This is a genomic window from Kribbella sp. NBC_00662 (genome assembly GCF_041430295.1).
GTDB lineage: Bacteria > Actinomycetota > Actinomycetes > Propionibacteriales > Kribbellaceae > Kribbella.
This window is the reverse complement of record NZ_CP109029.1, coordinates 7800714-7816036: the sequence shown is the minus strand read 5'-3', so window position 1 is coordinate 7816036 and position 15323 is coordinate 7800714. Positions and strand designations below refer to the sequence as shown.

The following is a 15323-nucleotide window of genomic DNA, read 5'->3' as shown; positions in this document are numbered from 1 at the left end:
TTCTTGCGACCGCGGATCCTCCTTCTCCACGAACCGCTCGGGTAACGAGCCGCGCCGATCCACCGGATCCGGCCGCGGTTCAACGATGGACTGAGGGTGAAACCCAACGATGAAGTCTTCCACCTACGCGACACCCGGCCGCCGGTTGCGGCTGAGCGCACTCGCCGTAGCGGCCACGCTCGTCGTGTCCGCCGGCGGTCTCCTGGCCACCAGCGGCAATGCGCAAGCGGCAGCCGTGGCGGTCCCGCTCGGCACCGCCGAGAGTTTCGTCGTCCTCGGGGGCGCCGGAATCACCAACACCGGACCGACCGTGCTGACCGGCGACATCGGCAGCTTCCCGAATCCCGCGATCAGCGGCACCGGAACAATGACGATCACCGGTACGAACCACGCCGGCGACGACGTGACCCAGGAGGCGAAGAAGGACCTGGTCACGGCGTACAACGTCGCCGCGGGGGAGTCGCCGCGGACGCCGATCACCGACGATCTGGGCGGCAAGACGCTGACCCAGGGCGTCTACAACTCGGCCTCCTCCATCGGGCTGACCGGCGCGCTGACGCTGGACGCCGAGGGTGACGCCGGGGCGGTCTTCGTGTTCCAGGCCGGCTCGACCCTCACGACCGCGAGCAGCAGCAGCGTGGTGCTGACGAACGGAGCCCAGGCCTGCAACGTGTTCTGGCAGGTCGGCAGCTCAGCCACCATCGGCACCGCGACCAGCTTCCGCGGAACCGTCCTGGCACTCGCCTCGATCACCATGAACACCGGCGCCACCGCCGTCGGCCGAATGCTGGCCCGCAACGGCTCGGTGACCCTAGACACCAACACCCTCACCAAACCAACCTGCACCACCCCACCCACCACGCCACCGACGACGCCACCGACGACGCCGCCCACCACGCCGCCCACGACGCCGCCAACGACCCCGCCAACCACGCCGCCAACCACGCCGCCCACCACGCCGCCAACGACCCCGCCAACGACCCCGCCAACCACGCCGCCCACCACGCCGCCGACGACCCCGCCAACCACGCCGCCAACGACCCCGCCCACCACGCCACCGACGACGCCACCGACGACGCCACCGACGACGCCACCGACGACGCCACCGACGACGCCACCGACGACGCCACCGACGACGCCACCGACGACGCCACCGACGACGCCACCGACGACCCCGCCCACCACCCCACCCACGACCTCACCCACGACCTCACCGACGACCTCACCGACGACCGTGCCGACTACGCCGAGGCCGACCACGCCGACGCCGACTGTCTCCCCGAGGCCGCCGCAGGTCACCAGGACCCCGCAGGGCTCGGTCGGGACGGGTGATGCCTCCGGCCTCTCAATCGTCCTGATCAGGCCGCCGAGCGCCCCCGGGCTCAACTGGTTCAGCTGGAGCGGGACCAGCACTCCATGAGGACCGGCGTCACCGTCCTGCTCCTCGCGACCATCTTGACGGCGGCCGGCTGCACCGCTGAGTCAGGCACGGGGCCGACTCAGCCCGACGCGATGCCCGCCGACACCGCCCCCGGCGGGACTACCGCCGCGCCAACCGCCACCACCCCAACCACCACCGTCATCACCCCCACACCGAGCGCACCGGCAGCGGGCACGCCGCAACACACCACCGCAGGCACCCACACCCCAGCGCTCCGCTCGGGGCCATCCACTGCACCGTCCCAACGGCCATCACCCCCCGGCCGCGGACGCGGGCAGTCGGCTCCGATGCGGAAGTCCACCCCGATCCGGGTCAGGATCCCCGCGATCGGGGTGGATTCGGGCCTGATCCGCCTCGGCCTGAAACGCGACGGCACTCTCCAGGTCCCGCCGAACGGATTCCCGGCCGGCTGGTTCACCGGCGCCCCCACACCGGGCGAGCGCGGCCCGGCCGTCATCGCCGGTCACGTCCACTGGTCGGGCCGGGCGGGGGTGTTCGCCCGACTGGCACAGCTGAAGCCCGGTGACTCGATCGTCGTCAGCCGGCAGGACCACTCGAACGCCGTGTTCCGGGTGAACCGGGTCCAGCAGTACCCCAAGACCAGCTTCCCGAGCGCCGCGGTCTACGGCGACATCGACCGCGCCGGCTTGCGGCTGATCACCTGCGGCGGCCTCGACTACGAGTCGGCGAAGTACGAGGCCAATCTCGTGGTGTTCGCCGACCTGATCAGCTGACCGGACGGCCCCGCTGCGCCGACCACACTCAGGCGGCAACGACGCTCGACCTCCCTCCGACGCCCCCGCGGCCAAATGCTCCCGTCCCGCAGTCATAGCCGGCTCGCCCGGGCCCGGAGGTAACGCTGCTGGGGAAGACTCGTCGCCCTACCCGCGGCCTCCTCGTACGCCACGCGGGCACCGGCAGCATCGCCCGACATCTCGAGCAAGTGCGCCCGGACCGCCGCCAACCGGTGGTCCTTGGCGAGGTGGTCGTCGTTCTCGATCGTGCCCAGCAGTGCGAGCCCTTCGTCCGGGCCGCGTGCCATCGCGACGGCGACCACGTGGTTGAGCGCGACCATCGGGTTATCGGTCAGCTGCAGCAGCACCTCGTACAGCGCCACGATCTGCGGCCAGTCTGTCTCCTCCGCGCTCGGCGACTCGTCGTGCACCGCAGCAATCGCTGCCTGCAGCTGATACGGCCCGACCGGCCCCCGCGGCAGCGTCGCCGTGATTAGCTCGACGCCCTCCCGGATCAGCTCCGGGATCCACAGCGACCGGTCCTGCTCGGCCATCGGCACAAGCTCGCCCAGCGCCCCGGTCCGCGCCGGCCGACGCGCATCCGTCAACAGCATCAACGCCAGCAACCCCGCCACCTCGGTGTCGTCCGGCAGCAACCGATGCAACATCCGCGCCAACCGGATCCCCTCGGCCGCCAGCTCCACCCGCTGCAGGCTCGAACCCGTCGTACTCGCATAGCCCTCGTTGAAGATCAGATACACAACCTTCAACACCGCGCCCAACCGCTCCTCGCGATCGACCGGCATCGTGAACCGCGCGCCGCTGTCCTTGATGCTCGCCTTCGCCCGGGTGATCCGCCGCGTCATGGTTGCCTCCGGCACCAGGAACGCCCGCGCGATCTCCGTCGTCGTCAGACCACCCACAGCCCGCAGCGTCAACGCGATCTGTGACGCCGCCGACAGCGACGGATGACAGCACAGGAACAGCAGCACCAACGTGTCGTCCGCACCCGCGACCGGCTCACCCTGCGGCGCCCACTGCGCGACCCGATCCTCCCGCCGCTGACGGGCCTGCTCCCGCCGGAGCAGATCCATCAGCCGACGAGAAGCCACGGTGATCAACCACCCGCGCGGACTGTCCGGCACGCCATCGACCGGCCACTGCTCCGCCGCCGCCAGCAGCGCCTCCTGCACCGCGTCCTCAGCCGTGTCGAAGTGCCCGTACCGCCGCACCAACGCTCCCAACACCTGCGGCGTCAGCTCCCGCAGCAACTCCCCAAGCGCAGCGGTCATCCCGTTCACCCCACCTGAACCTCGAGCGCGACGGCCATATCGGTCACCTCACCGCATCCCCGAGAGCCCCAATCACTCCACCATCTCGTCCCTGCCCTCGACGATCGGCCGGATATCGGCATACGCCGTCGCGCGCAGGAACTCAGGCGCCGGCGTATCCGCGAGCCGGGACGCGATCTCGGTCGCCCGATCGAACGACTCGCACTCGACGATCCAGTACCCCGCGAGCACCTCCTGGGTCTCCGCGTACGGCCCGTCCGTCACCACCGACTGCCCGTCCTTCGACCCGAACCGCCGCGTCAGCACCGGCGCCGCCAGCGCCCGCGTCTCGACCAGCTCACCCGACTCGGCCAAGTCGTTGTTGAACTTCTCCATGAACGCACCCATCGCCGCGAAGTCCTCCGGCGTCCACGCCGGCTTCCCGGTGTCCTTCCCGGCCATTCCGTCATAGTCCTGCTGCGACGCATACGTCAGGATCATGTACTTCACAGCTGTCTCCCATCGTCCGGACGCCCACCGCAGGCGCCTCCACCCGAGACGTCGCCCCCGCGGCCCCCAACCGGACACCACCAGCAGACGAATTTCGATCTCGCCAGGGAGTATGCACTCGTCAGGTACAGGGCGTGACGAGTTTGTCGTGGTTGTGGATAGCGTCGGAGACGTCGGTGAGGGCGTTGGCTTCGGGGGAGTATTTCGAGGGGACGGCCATCTCGAGGTAGAGCTCGCGGCCGATGGTGGTGAAGATGTAGCCGTTCTGGACCTGTTTGGCGAACCAGCCGACGCCGTTCACCTGGAAGCACTGGGACTGCGCCTCGGCCATGCCTGCCGGGGGCGCGACGCCGCAGGTGACCTCGATCGGCGGGTCGCCGTACGCCGTGGTCAGCGAGCTCTCCGGCGAGGTCTTCCGCTTCTTCTGGTCGAGGACCTTGGCGGGCATCGCCTGGATGAGTTGCGTGCAGGCGGCGGCGACCTCGGGCGCGGGGGAGGGCACCGGGATCGGCGTCGGCCCCGGGCTGCACCCGGCGAGCACGATCACGCCGAGCGCGGCGAGGATGAATTTGGGCATACCGAAAACAGGCGGGTCCTCGTGTGGACGGTTCAGATGTGGACGACGGGACAGGTCAGCGTACGCGTGATGCCGGGAACGTTCTGGACCCGGGCAACCACCAGCTTGCCCAGTTCGTCGACGTTGCGGGCTTCCGCGCGGACGATCACGTCGTACGGACCGGTGACGTCCTCGGCCAGGGTGACGCCCTGGACCTCGGCGATCTGCGCGGCGACGTCGGCCGCGCGGCCGACCTCGGTCTGGATCAGGATGTAGGCCTGGACCACCACGTCGTTCTCCACTCAGTCGTCCTCAGCTGGCTCCGGGCCGACCGCGAGCACTGCTGCGACGGTGATGCAGCGGTACTGCGAGACTGCCGGGCGTACTCATAGTTGCCCGGTCACGGTACCGCCTAGACTCCGGTCAGCGATATGGGAGGTCTGCTGACGTGACAGAGACGTTGGGGAGCACGGGTGAGTTCGGCCTGATCGCGGCCGTCACCAAAGGGCTGTCCACAGGTGAGGACGTCCTGGTAGGTCCGGGTGACGACGCGGCTGTGATGGCGGTGCCGGACGGCCGCATGGTGATCACCACCGACCTGCTGGTGGAGGGACGCCACTTCCGCCAGGACTGGTCGTCCGCGTACGACGTGGGCCGCAAGGCCGCCGCGCAGAACCTGGCCGACGTGGTGGCCATGGGTGCCCGGCCGACTGCGCTCGTGGTCGGCTTCGGCGGCCCCGCCGACCTGCCGACCGCCTGGGCGCTGGAGCTCAACCAGGGCATCGTCGACGAGTGCGAGCTGGTCGAGGCGAGCATCGTCGGCGGTGACACGGTCCAGTCCGACAAGGTAGTCGTGTCGGTCACCGCGTTCGGCTCACTGGACGGCCGCCAGCCGGTATTGCGGTCAGGCGCCCGACCGGGCGACGAGGTCGCGTACGTCGGCCGCCTGGGCTGGGCCGAGGCGGGCTGGGCCGTGCTCGCCCGCGGGTTCCGCTCGCCGCGAGCCGTCGTCGAAGCGCATCGCCGCCCGCAACCGCCGTACGCCGAAGGTCCGCGCGCCGCGCTCGCCGGCGCCTCCTCGCTGTGTGATGTCAGCGACGGACTGCTCGCCGACCTCGGCCACATCGCCGAAGCGAGCCAGGTGATCATCGACGTCCACACGAAGGCGCTGACCGTGCCGGAGCCGCTCCAGGCCGTCGCGGCCGCGACCGGTGTGGACGCGCTGAAGTTCGTGCTGACCGGCGGCGAGGACCACGCGCTGGTCGGCACGTTCGAGCCGGCCGACGTGCCCGAGGGCTGGACCGTGATCGGGTCGGTTGCTGAGGGCAACGAGGAACGCCCGGCCGGGACCGTGACCGTGGACGGCGCGCCGTATGCTGACGAGACAGGCCACGCCCACTTCAGGAGTTGAGATGCCGGTCGGGAGTGCACCGCCGCGAGTGCTGACGATCGCCGGATCCGACTCCGGCGGCGGCGCCGGGATCCAGGCGGACCTCAAGGCGATGCTGGCGAACGGCGTGCACGGCATGAGCGTGCTGACCGCGATCACCGCGCAGAACAGCCTCGGCGTCCAGGGCGCGTGGGAGCTGCCGGAGCAGCAGGTGCGCGCCCAGTTCCACAGCGTGGTCGACGACATCGGCGTTGACGCGGTGAAGACCGGCATGCTGGCCTCCGAATCGATGGTCCGGGTCGTCGCCTCGCTGCTGCGCACGCTGCCGGACGACGTGCCGATCGTGGTCGACCCGGTTTCGGTGTCCAAGCACGGCGACGCGCTACTGGCCGCTGACGCGATGGACGCCGTACGCTCCGAGATCGTCCCGCTGGCCACCGTCCTCACTCCGAACCTCACTGAGCTCGGCCCGGTCGCCGGAGTCGAGTTGGAGACCATCGAGGACCGGGAGCTCGCGGCCAAGCTGCTGCTGGACGCCGGTGCGCGCTGGGTACTCGTGAAGGGCGGCCACGACGTCGGTACGGCGGCGGTGGACGTGCTGCACGGTCCAGGCGTACGGCGTTCGTACAGCGCGGTCCGCGCCGACAACCGGCACACGCACGGCACCGGATGCACGCTGGCGAGCACCATAGCGTCGTACATGGCACGTGGGTACGACGTACCGGGTGCGGTCGGCGCTGCGAAGGAGTACGTGACCGGAGCGATCGCAGCGGGGTTCGCGCTCGGCGACGGGATCGGTCCGGTCGATCATGCGTGGAGATTTCGAGGGAGAAGCAGTTGACCAAGCAGCAGCCCCCGGTCGACGGGTACTGCGAGCAGTGCGGCTTCAACTACGACACCGGTGACCTGCAGGGCACTGTGACCCTGCTGATCCGGCAGTCGGCGGACTGCAGCATGGCGCTGACCAAGGCCGCGGCCGGCCCGGATGCCAACGTGGTGCGCCTGCGTCCGGAGCCGGACGTGTGGTCGGCGATCGAGTACGCGTGCCACGTGCGCGACGTACTCGAGGTCCAGCGGCTGCGGATCGCGCAGTGCCTGGCGGAGGACCGGCCGGTGTACGCGCCGATGGACCGGACCGGTCGGGTGAAGCAGGAGAAGTACGAGAACCAGGACCCGATGGAGGTGGCGGCCGCACTGGTGCGGAACGCCAAGGACTTCGGTGCGGCGGCCCGGGTACTGCGGCCGCAGGAGCTGGGGAAGCTGGGCCTGTACAACTACCCGGTGCGGGCACCGCGCACGCTGGGCTGGATCATCCGGCACACCGCACACGAGATCCAGCACCACCGGCACGACATCGTCGAGATCCTGGCGAAGGTCGAGCCGCCGATCGTCCCCAAGCCGAAGGTCGAAGAGGTCGACGAAGAGGTCGACGAACAGGTAGTGGACGAGGTTGTGGAAGTGGCCGACTAGCGCTGGGCCACCCATGCGGCGATCGCGGGCTCGGTGGTGAGCTGGTCGAGCGCCAGCGCGGCGGCGCCCCGTAGCGGACCGTCGGACAGCGTCGCAGGCAGCACCGGCGGGGGAGTCCCGCGGTGGAACGTCATCAGCCCGCCCTCGTACGCCTCTTTGAAGGTCCGCTCAGCAGCCGCCCGCAGTGGGATCGCCAGCCCGCCGATGGTGACCACATCCGGGTCGTGCGCGTTGACCAGACCTGCGATGCCGCTGCCCAGCGCTGACACCACCTTGGTCACCGCAGCGCGCGCAGTCCGGTCCGTACGGCGCAGTACGTCCTCGGTGTAGGCGTACGGGTCGTCCGGCCGCCCCTGCTTCAGGTGCCGCGCCAGCGCGCGACCGTCGATCTCCAGGTCCCAGCACCCGCGAGCGCCGCACGGACACAAGCGCGACCGGTCTCCGAACGGCATATGGCCGTACTCGCCACCTGCTCCCGAGGCGCCCTGGGCCGGTACGCCGTCGATCAGCAGCGTCCCACCGATGCCCACCTCGATGATGAGGTGCAGCGCCGTACCAGCTCCCGCTGCAGCCCCCGTACGCGCTTCCGCTACGCCACTCAGCGTCGCGTCGTTGCCGGCCAGGAGCGGCAGCCCTGTGCCCTCGGTGATGGTCTCCAGATCGAGCTCGGCCCACTCCAGCGTCGGCGCCTGCATCAGATGGTTGTCGCGGATGGTTCCTGGTACCGCGAGGCTCACCATCCGCAGCCGGTCGCCGTACTGCTGCCGTGCCTGCTCCACCTGGCGTCGGAGGTTGTTCAGCACCACCTGCGGCCGCCTGCTCCGGTGACGTCGGTACTCCGGATCCAGCAGCGACCCGTCGAGCGTCACGACCGCACTCCGCCAACTGCTCTGCCGCAGGTCGAGCGCGAGAACCACGGGGCCTTCCGGATGCGCACGCAGCAGCGTGGTCGGCCGACCACGCCCCTGACTGGGCGCCGGCACTTCGGTCACCAGGTGTACGTCGCGTAGCCGAGCGGTCACCTCTGTCGCCGAACCCGTGCTCAATCGCAGCGTCCGCGCCACCGCCGCCCGGGTGATCCCCGGCTGACGGGTGAGTTGGGTCAGCACATCCGAAGCGGTCTGCCACTGTCCCCGGCGCACAGGATTCATCGCTGCCTTTCGTTCTGTCCCCGGAGCAGTTTATGCTCGTGGGACGAGTTTAATGGGAGGGGTCATGGAGATCCGGGACATCCGCGCCGTGCTGTTCGACATGGACGGCACCTTGGTCGATTCCGACGCGGTCGTCGACCGGAGTTGGAGCCAGTGGGCGACGGAGTACGGCGTGCCTGCCGCCGATGTGCTCGCGATCGCGCACGGGAGCCCGGCCGAGGCGACCATCGCGCGGATGCGTCCCGACCTTTCACCGGCTGAGCGCGCGGTCGCTGTCGCGCGGGTGCTGGACATCGAGTGCGACGACGTGTCCGATGTCGTGGCCACGCCGGGTGCGCTCGAGCTGACTGCTCTGCTCGATCAGATGGGTCTGCCGTGGGCGGTCTACACGAGCGCGTCGACCCGCCTGGCGAAGGTCCGGCTGGGTGCTGTCGGGATCTCGCCGTCGATCCTCGTGACGCTGGACGACGTCAAGCGCGGCAAGCCGGACCCGGAGGGATACCTGCGGGCCGCGGAGCTGCTCGGCGTACCGGCTGTGCGGTGCTTGGTCGTCGAGGACACCGTGGTCGGCCTGACAGCGGGGCGGGCGTCTGGTGCGCTGACCGCTGGGCTCAAGGGCATTGCCGCTGACATCGAGTTGGCTGACCTCCACCAGCTCGGCAGGCTGTTCAGAGGATCGGTATGACCGCGGGCACGGAGACGCGGCCGGAGTCCGGGACTCGCGGTGACGAGATCCGGATCGGCATCGCGCTGTCGGCGATGGGGTTCGTGCTGGCCGGGCTCGGCGCGTGCGTCGCCATCCTCGCCCGCGACCTCGACGAACCACCGAGCCGGCTCGCGCTGTTGTCGTCCGGCTTCGCGGTCGGTCTGCTGGTTGTCGCGTTGGTCGGCCCGAGGTTGCTGCGGTCGTGGTCGATCCCGACGGCCATGGCGTTCGGCTCTGTTGTCTGCGCGTTCGGCGCGGCGCTCATCGCGGTCGCCCCGGCGTACGCCGTCGTCATTGCAGGCACACTGTGCGTCGGACTGGGTGGGGCGATGCTCACGCTGGTCGCACCGCTCATGCTCAACGGACCGACAGCCGCAGTGCGGCTGAGCCGCGTCAACGCGGTCGCCAGCGGGACAGGCATCCTCGCACCACTCACGATCGGCGCCATCGACGGCCTCGGCCCCAGTGGCCGCCTGGCTATGCTCGCCGCCGCGCCACCCCTACTCCTCCTCGCCGTACTAACCCGCCGCACGAGCACAATCCCTCCGGTCACAGCCGCCGTCGGCCGACCCGCGGACGAGCCGTTCCGGCCGGAGAGTGGGCGCGTGGAACAGCCGGTGGCGGTGTTGATTGATTCCGCGCCGGCGGTGGGCCTGGGGCGCAAGTGGCGCGGGCGGGTGGGGCGGCAGGTCGTCATGGATGTGGGGATCGGGTGGCTGCGGGTCGTGCTCTCGGTCTCGGTCGAGTTCTGTTTCGTGGTGTGGGCGGTGGCGCGACTGGTGGCCACCGGATTGCCGACGGCAACGGCCGCCTTGCTCGGGAGCGCGTTCCCGATCGGGATGGCGGCCGGGCGCGCGATCGGCCCCATCCGTTGGCGCGGCTGGTCGCCCGTACTGCCCTCAGGCGCGCTCGCGGCCTGCGGCACGTTGATGGTCAGCCTGTTCGACTCCCCGGCGATCGTGGCCCTCGGCCTGGTCGTCGCCGGTCTCGGCGTCGCGCCGCTCTATCCGGTCACGCTCGCATCCCTGGTTGCGACACCCGGCCTCAGCTCGGCCCGCCTGTCGGCGATCGGCGCGATGGCCTCCGGGACGGCGATCCTGCTCGCGCCGGCGATCCTCGCCGTACTGGCACGAGCCGTCGATCTGCGTACGGCGTACCTGGTGACGCTGCCGCTGATCGGCGTACTTCTTCTGCTCAGCCGTCGATCCGGCCGCACCTCGTTCGTGTAGGGGGTGAAACGACCCGATCGACGAATGAGGTGACGTGATGTCCGAACCGAGCATCTTCCTGGACGGCCTGGCGATGCCCGAGTCGGCCCGCTGGCACGACGGGCGGCTGTGGTTCTGCAACTGGATCGAGCAGCAGGTGGTCGCCGTCGACGCCGACGGCAAAACGGAGTACTTCCCGGTGCCTGTCGAACAGCTCATGGGCTGGTCGATCGACTGGCTGGCCGACGGCCGGATGCTGACCACCGGCGAGAAGCTGCGGCGCTACGAGCCCGACGGATCGGTCACCGTTCTGGCCGAGCAGAAGGCCAACGAGCTCGTCCTGGATGCGCACGGCAACATCTACCTCAACGGCGCGGGCTTCAACTTCGCCGGTGGTGAGGCGCCGAAACCCGGCTACATCAAGCTGGTGACGCCGGACGGGCAGGTCCGGCAGGTCGCGGACGAGATCCAGTTTCCGAACGGGATGGTGCTCACGCCTGACGGCCGAACGCTGGTGATCTCGGAGTCGTTCGCCGGCCGCCTGACCGCGTTCGACGTCGAGCCGGACGGCGGGCTGTCCAACCGCCGCGTCTTCGCCGAGAACCTCGGCCCGGACGGCATCTGCCTCGACGCCGAGGGCGCGATCTGGGTCCAGACCGGCGGCAACGCGGTAGTCCGTGTCACCGACGGCGGCGAGATCCTGCAACGCTTCGACCTCCCCGAGCACCGCGCGCCGTTCTCGCTGACCCTGGCCGACTTCAACGGCCCGACCCTCTGCATGCTGACCTCAGAGTGGCGGGCCGACGACAGCATCACCGACAACCTCGACCGGCTGAAGAACGGTCCGCGCACCGGCCAGATCTTCACCGTCCCCGTCAGCGTCGGTCGGTAAGCTCCTCTGCATGGAGTGCTTCGCCGCCGGGCGTATCCGGCGCTGACACCGGCCCGCCGTTGCCGCACGCGCGGCGCGCCGGTGACGCCTGCCCGGATTTCACCTTCGTTGTGAGAGGCACACTCCATGCAGATTCGTCCGTACGTCGACGCTGACCTGGCCCGGCTCATCGACCTGACCATCGACACCTTCGGGCCGTTCTTCGAAGACTCGTTCCGCCCGCTGGTCGGCGAGACGATCTTCACCCACCAGCACGGTGACTGGCGGGGCGACTACCACCGCGAGGTCGCCGCGCTGCACGACCCGGAACAGCACAAGTACGTCGCGGTCGCCGAACAGGACGGCGTACTCCTCGGGTACGTCGCCTGGAACGTCGATCCAGCTCGCGCGAAAGGAACCGTCGAGCTGCTGGCGGTCTCAGCGCCGTACCGGAGGTCCAACGGCGGGACCGCGCTGTGTGAGCACGCCTTTGCTGCGATGCGCGCCGAGCAGGCGGAGTACGTCGAGATCGGCACTGGTGGCGACGACTTCCACGCGCCCGCCCGTGCGTTCTACGAGAGCCTCGGCTGTGTGAAACTCCCGGTCGCCGTGTACTTCCGGAAGCTGTAGGTCCGCTTGTCGATGAAGCGCTTGAGCTAGCGCGTGATCGTGCTCCGGCCCGTGGACGAACACCGTGGGCCGGAGCATGATGAACAGATCAAGGCTGGGGGCTCAGAACGTCTTGAGGGGGAGCTGTGAGCATGGATGACGTGCGGTCCAACGGGGGACCGTATCAGGACGACCCGGACGAGATGTCCCAAGAAGAGCAAGCCCGACTGCTCACCGAGCCGAGCTTCGATCACCGGCTCGACGACGAATCCGAACTGCTGGAAGAGGAGTTCGGCCCAGCCGAGCGCGGTGGCTACGGGCGGCCGCCAGTAGCCGACCCGGAGTACAGCGGGAGCGCGGGCTCATGAGCGGCATCGAGGACATGGTCCACCAGGCTGAACTCGACCTCGGCCTCGGCGAGCCGAACAAGATCCAGAAGTGGTATCGCGACCAGAACGGGTCGGCGTTCAGCGGCAACTTCCCGTGGTGCGATGCCTCGATCACGTACTGGGCGTGGCATTCGGGCAACCAGAACGCGGTCACCTACGGCGGGTACTACGCGCTGACGACGGCACACGCTCACGCATTCAAGAACCACAGCCAGTGGCACAAGGATGTCGCCGGCATCCAGCGCGGTGACATCGTCTTCTTCGACTGGGGCGGCACCGACGTCAAGTCGAAGATCGACCACGTCGGCATCGTCACCGGCGTCAGCGGCGCGAACATCTACACGATCGAGGGCAACTTCGACGACAAGTGCGACCGCCATACCCGGAGGGCGGACGTGATCGCCGGGTACGGGCGCCCGTCGTACGTGCACTCGGCCGGCCCGCGCACCGGGTTCGTCACATTCCCCGGCAAGTCGTTCTTCGTGATGGGCCGCAAGAGCCCGATCATCGCCGCGATGCACGCCCGGTTGATCGCCGTCGGCTGCAACAAGTACGAAACCCAGACCAACAAGGACACCTGGGGAACCGGCGACCTCAAGTCCTACTCAGCCTGGCAACAAAAACTAGGCTTCCACGGCTCGGTATCACAACCCGGCAGCGACGCCGACGGAATCCCAGGCCAACAAACCTGGGACAAACTCAAAGTCCCCCGCACCTGACCCCAGGCCACCGTCACGCTCCTCGACCACCTCACCGAGGAGCGTCACCGGCCGCTCGGAAGACGACGTCTACTGCGCCGACGTGAACCATCGACAGCCCTCGGCGGGCTCACCCACGTGCGTCGCCGATGGACCGCCGTCGCGCGGTCGCAACCGACTCACCCACGCCTATTGACAATCGGACTGCACTCGCGCGGCCGCAGACGGATTGTTCTCGCCTGGTCACAAACGGACTGTTCTCGCGCGGCCGCAGACGGACTGCCCACCGCGTGGTCAGAACCCGCCCTGCCCACGCGTGGTCACAAACGGACTGCCCGTGCGTGGTTGACCCGGTCCTGGCTGCTCGATCTGCCGGTGTCGACGGGCTCTTCCAAGCTGTGATCTCTCGCGGGCTCTCCGCACGCGTGGTTGCCCGCGGACTCCCGACCACGCGTCCGCACCAACCCACAGCACGCGGAGCTGTCCATCGAAGGAGCACTTGCAATCGCCGCGGCGACGAACCGCAGATGGATTGCTGTCGGCAACCATTTACGAGGCACGCTGGAAGCTGGTCGACACCGACTCGTCTGACGGCACGCCGGTCGGCACTGGATCGCTTGACGGCGCGGAGGCCAGCACCGGATCGCTTGACGGCAGGCCGGTCGGCACCGGATCGTCTGGCGGCTTCGCGGACTGCTCGGTGCGCGGATCGAGCGGGATCTCAGACCGGGGAGCCGCGATCGAGACCTGTCCGGCGCTGGTCTCCCGATCCAACTGCGGCGTGATCGGCTCACCCCAGATCGCCTGGTATGCCGCCTCCCGAAACAAGCTCGCCGACGTCTGGTCCGCACCGCTCTCGCGCACACCGCTCTCGCGCACACCGCTCTCGCGCACACCGCTCTCGCGCACACCGCTCTCGCGCACACCGCTCTCGCGCACACCGCTCTCGCGCACACCGCTCTCGCGCACACCGCTCTCGCGCACACCGCTCTCGCGCACACCGCTCTCGCGCACACCGCTCTCGCGCACACCGCTCTCGCGCACACCGCTCTCGCGCACACCGCTCTCGCGCACACCGCTCTCGCGCACACCGCTCTCGCGCACACCGCTCTCGCGCACACCGCTCTCGCGCACACCGCTCTCGCGCACACCGCTCTTGCGCACACCGCTCTTGCGCACACCGCTGTCGTCCGCACGGCTGTCGTCCGCACGGCTCTCGGCGGCACCGCTCTCGCCTGCGCCGCTCACGTCAGCACTGCCCTCGCCTGACCGCAGCTGCCGAAGCAACTGGCGTCCCAGCGCGGACCGCCGAACGACCGAAGCAACCGCAGCCCTCGCCACAGACCGCTCGGTCGAGCCACGGTCATCGACCTCCCTGCTATCCACGTCGCGTTCGTTGGCCTCGCGATCTGTTGGGCCGCAGTCCCTCAGCTGAACGCCGTTCGACGGGCCGTGGGTCGATGTGTCCTCTGGTGCACGGCGCGTTGATGTTGCGTCGCACGACGACAGCCACGAGGGCGTCGGCGCGTTTGTCATGTGCCGTTCGCGCGAGTCATCCCGCGGAACGTGCATGGTCGGGCCGCCGCCGCCGCCGTCGTCGTCGGACGCGACATGGGTCGGGCTTCGATCGGCTCGGTCGTGCTGGGGCGAGGTGTTGGCCGACGGATTGTGACTGGGCGTGGGTGAGTGGCGCGCGGCCTGGGGCGGCGGCGTCGGGGCGAGCGGGCGCTTGGGGATCGTTGGGGGTTGTGGTGGAGGGTCGGCCCAGGTGGGGCGGGCTACGTGGACTTCGCCGTTGAGGATGGTGATGGTCCACTCGCCGGCGTGGAGGTCGATGTGGTGGCGGCGGCAGAGCAGTACGAGGTTGGAGATCTTGGTCTCGCCGCCGTCGATCCAGGAGACCAGGTGGTGGGCGTCGCACTGGATCGGCGGAGCCCCACAGACCACGCAGCCACGGTCGCGAGTGTTGAGGGCGCGGCGCATGGCGCGGGTCACGAGGCGTTCGGAGCGGCCGACGTCCAGTGGTTCGGAGTTCGTTCCTAGGACGAGGGGGATGACCCTCGCATCACAGGCGAGACGCCGGATCGCGGCCGCTGACAGACCGTCGCCGTACACGGTGTCCCCGATCGCATCCGCCGCCGCCGACTTGAGGTCCTGCAGGTCGATGGTCACGGTGATGTTCGCCTTCGCCCCGAACCCGGGCACCTCGCCGGCTCCATCCATCCCGCGCCCAGCGCCGCCACCGGTCGACCCTTCCCGGCCGACTGCGCGCCCGTTGACATCGTCGGCTGATGCACCGCTCGCACCGGATGCACAGAT

At 69.4% G+C, this 15323-nt stretch carries 17 protein-coding genes; 11 read left to right on the top strand and 6 right to left on the bottom strand.

Annotated features, from left to right (window positions below; all coding sequences use genetic code 11):
• Positions 1-109 precede the first annotated feature (109 nt).
• Together OHA10_RS38415 and OHA10_RS38410 are read left to right on the top strand one after the other, a co-directional pair.
• Positions 110-1420: an ice-binding family protein gene (locus OHA10_RS38415; protein WP_371403697.1), complete on the top strand. Its 1311-nt coding sequence runs from the start codon at positions 110-112 to the stop codon at positions 1418-1420.
• 308 nt (positions 1421-1728) lie between these two features.
• Positions 1729-2175 (top strand): class F sortase, encoded by a 447-nt coding sequence (locus tag OHA10_RS38410; RefSeq protein WP_371403696.1) that lies wholly within the window; start codon positions 1729-1731, stop codon positions 2173-2175.
• A gap of 92 nt (positions 2176-2267) precedes the next feature.
• Here OHA10_RS38410 and OHA10_RS38405 read toward each other — a convergent pair whose 3' ends face one another.
• The 4 genes from OHA10_RS38405 to OHA10_RS38390 all read right to left on the bottom strand — a co-directional run bounded on the left by OHA10_RS38405 (position 2268) and on the right by OHA10_RS38390 (position 4799).
• Entirely contained in the window at positions 2268-3467 is a 1200-nt protein-coding gene (locus OHA10_RS38405) for an RNA polymerase sigma factor (protein ID WP_371403695.1), read from the bottom strand.
• Between the two features lie 72 nt (positions 3468-3539).
• The gene (locus tag OHA10_RS38400; RefSeq protein ID WP_371408038.1) at positions 3540-3947 is read right to left on the bottom strand and encodes a YciI family protein; all 408 of its coding nucleotides are present in this window, start codon (positions 3945-3947) and stop codon (positions 3540-3542) included.
• Between the two features lie 130 nt (positions 3948-4077).
• Positions 4078-4533 (bottom strand): DUF3515 domain-containing protein, encoded by a 456-nt coding sequence (locus OHA10_RS38395; RefSeq protein WP_371403694.1) that lies wholly within the window; start codon positions 4531-4533, stop codon positions 4078-4080.
• Between the two features lie 32 nt (positions 4534-4565).
• Positions 4566-4799, bottom strand: a complete 234-nt coding sequence (locus OHA10_RS38390; RefSeq protein WP_198682133.1) for an Lrp/AsnC family transcriptional regulator — start codon at positions 4797-4799, stop codon at positions 4566-4568.
• 161 nt (positions 4800-4960) lie between these two features.
• On the opposite strand from OHA10_RS38390, the gene OHA10_RS38385 reads away from it, so the two are divergent.
• The 3 genes from OHA10_RS38385 to OHA10_RS38375 are packed head-to-tail and all read left to right on the top strand — an operon-like array spanning position 4961 to position 7372.
• On the top strand, positions 4961-5923 hold the full coding sequence (locus OHA10_RS38385; RefSeq protein WP_371403693.1) for a thiamine-phosphate kinase: 963 nt from the start codon (positions 4961-4963) through the stop codon (positions 5921-5923).
• A gap of 1 nt (position 5924) precedes the next feature.
• A complete protein-coding gene (gene thiD / locus OHA10_RS38380) occupies positions 5925-6743 on the top strand; it encodes a bifunctional hydroxymethylpyrimidine kinase/phosphomethylpyrimidine kinase (protein WP_371403692.1) in 819 nt (272 codons plus the stop codon).
• Positions 6740-7372: a DinB family protein gene (locus OHA10_RS38375; RefSeq protein WP_371403691.1), complete on the top strand. Its 633-nt coding sequence runs from the start codon at positions 6740-6742 to the stop codon at positions 7370-7372. The genes thiD and OHA10_RS38375 overlap by 4 nt, the downstream gene beginning before the upstream one ends.
• Here the strand turns inward: OHA10_RS38375 and OHA10_RS38370 are convergent.
• Complete coding sequence (locus OHA10_RS38370; RefSeq protein WP_371403690.1) at positions 7369-8523, bottom strand: ROK family protein; 1155 nt, start codon at positions 8521-8523, stop codon at positions 7369-7371. The genes OHA10_RS38375 and OHA10_RS38370 overlap by 4 nt on opposite strands.
• Before the next feature lie 64 nt (positions 8524-8587).
• Here OHA10_RS38370 and OHA10_RS38365 point away from each other — a divergent pair, with 64 nt between their 5' ends.
• From OHA10_RS38365 to OHA10_RS38340, 6 genes are all read left to right on the top strand, one after another.
• Positions 8588-9208 (top strand): HAD-IA family hydrolase, encoded by a 621-nt coding sequence (locus tag OHA10_RS38365; protein WP_371403689.1) that lies wholly within the window; start codon positions 8588-8590, stop codon positions 9206-9208.
• The gene (locus OHA10_RS38360; RefSeq protein ID WP_371403688.1) at positions 9205-10458 is read left to right on the top strand and encodes a sugar MFS transporter; all 1254 of its coding nucleotides are present in this window, start codon (positions 9205-9207) and stop codon (positions 10456-10458) included. Before OHA10_RS38365 ends, OHA10_RS38360 begins: the two co-directional genes overlap by 4 nt.
• Positions 10459-10495: 37 nt before the next feature.
• On the top strand, positions 10496-11329 hold the full coding sequence (locus OHA10_RS38355) for an SMP-30/gluconolactonase/LRE family protein (RefSeq protein ID WP_371403687.1): 834 nt from the start codon (positions 10496-10498) through the stop codon (positions 11327-11329).
• A 126-nt stretch (positions 11330-11455) separates the two neighbouring features.
• Positions 11456-11938: an N-acetyltransferase family protein gene (locus OHA10_RS38350; protein WP_371403686.1), complete on the top strand. Its 483-nt coding sequence runs from the start codon at positions 11456-11458 to the stop codon at positions 11936-11938.
• A 131-nt stretch (positions 11939-12069) separates the two neighbouring features.
• Positions 12070-12285 (top strand): hypothetical protein, encoded by a 216-nt coding sequence (locus tag OHA10_RS38345; protein ID WP_371403685.1) that lies wholly within the window; start codon positions 12070-12072, stop codon positions 12283-12285.
• Positions 12282-13025, top strand: a complete 744-nt coding sequence (locus OHA10_RS38340) for a peptidoglycan-binding protein (RefSeq protein WP_371403684.1) — start codon at positions 12282-12284, stop codon at positions 13023-13025. The genes OHA10_RS38345 and OHA10_RS38340 overlap by 4 nt, the downstream gene beginning before the upstream one ends.
• Before the next feature lie 528 nt (positions 13026-13553).
• Here the strand turns inward: OHA10_RS38340 and OHA10_RS38335 are convergent.
• Complete coding sequence (locus OHA10_RS38335) at positions 13554-15209, bottom strand: HNH endonuclease (RefSeq protein WP_371408037.1); 1656 nt, start codon at positions 15207-15209, stop codon at positions 13554-13556.
• Positions 15210-15323: the final 114 nt, after the last annotated feature.

What these genes read in the sequence shown, in the direction of transcription:
- OHA10_RS38410 (WP_371403696.1), top strand. Translation starts at nt 1,729, where the DNA reads ATGCGGAAGTCCACCCCGATCCGGGTCAGGATCCCCGCGATCGGGGTG.
- OHA10_RS38340 (WP_371403684.1), top strand. Translation starts at nt 12,282, where the DNA reads ATGAGCGGCATCGAGGACATGGTCCACCAGGCTGAACTCGACCTCGGC.
- OHA10_RS38355 (WP_371403687.1), top strand. Translation starts at nt 10,496, where the DNA reads ATGTCCGAACCGAGCATCTTCCTGGACGGCCTGGCGATGCCCGAGTCG.
- OHA10_RS38370 (WP_371403690.1), bottom strand. Translation starts at nt 8,523, where the DNA reads ATGAATCCTGTGCGCCGGGGACAGTGGCAGACCGCTTCGGATGTGCTG.
- OHA10_RS38405 (WP_371403695.1), bottom strand. Translation starts at nt 3,467, where the DNA reads ATGACCGCTGCGCTTGGGGAGTTGCTGCGGGAGCTGACGCCGCAGGTG.
- OHA10_RS38415 (WP_371403697.1), top strand. Translation starts at nt 110, where the DNA reads ATGAAGTCTTCCACCTACGCGACACCCGGCCGCCGGTTGCGGCTGAGC.
- OHA10_RS38350 (WP_371403686.1), top strand. Translation starts at nt 11,456, where the DNA reads ATGCAGATTCGTCCGTACGTCGACGCTGACCTGGCCCGGCTCATCGAC.
- OHA10_RS38395 (WP_371403694.1), bottom strand. Translation starts at nt 4,533, where the DNA reads ATGCCCAAATTCATCCTCGCCGCGCTCGGCGTGATCGTGCTCGCCGGG.
- OHA10_RS38365 (WP_371403689.1), top strand. Translation starts at nt 8,588, where the DNA reads ATGGAGATCCGGGACATCCGCGCCGTGCTGTTCGACATGGACGGCACC.
- thiD (WP_371403692.1), top strand. Translation starts at nt 5,925, where the DNA reads ATGCCGGTCGGGAGTGCACCGCCGCGAGTGCTGACGATCGCCGGATCC.
- OHA10_RS38345 (WP_371403685.1), top strand. Translation starts at nt 12,070, where the DNA reads ATGGATGACGTGCGGTCCAACGGGGGACCGTATCAGGACGACCCGGAC.
- OHA10_RS38360 (WP_371403688.1), top strand. Translation starts at nt 9,205, where the DNA reads ATGACCGCGGGCACGGAGACGCGGCCGGAGTCCGGGACTCGCGGTGAC.
- OHA10_RS38400 (WP_371408038.1), bottom strand. Translation starts at nt 3,947, where the DNA reads ATGATCCTGACGTATGCGTCGCAGCAGGACTATGACGGAATGGCCGGG.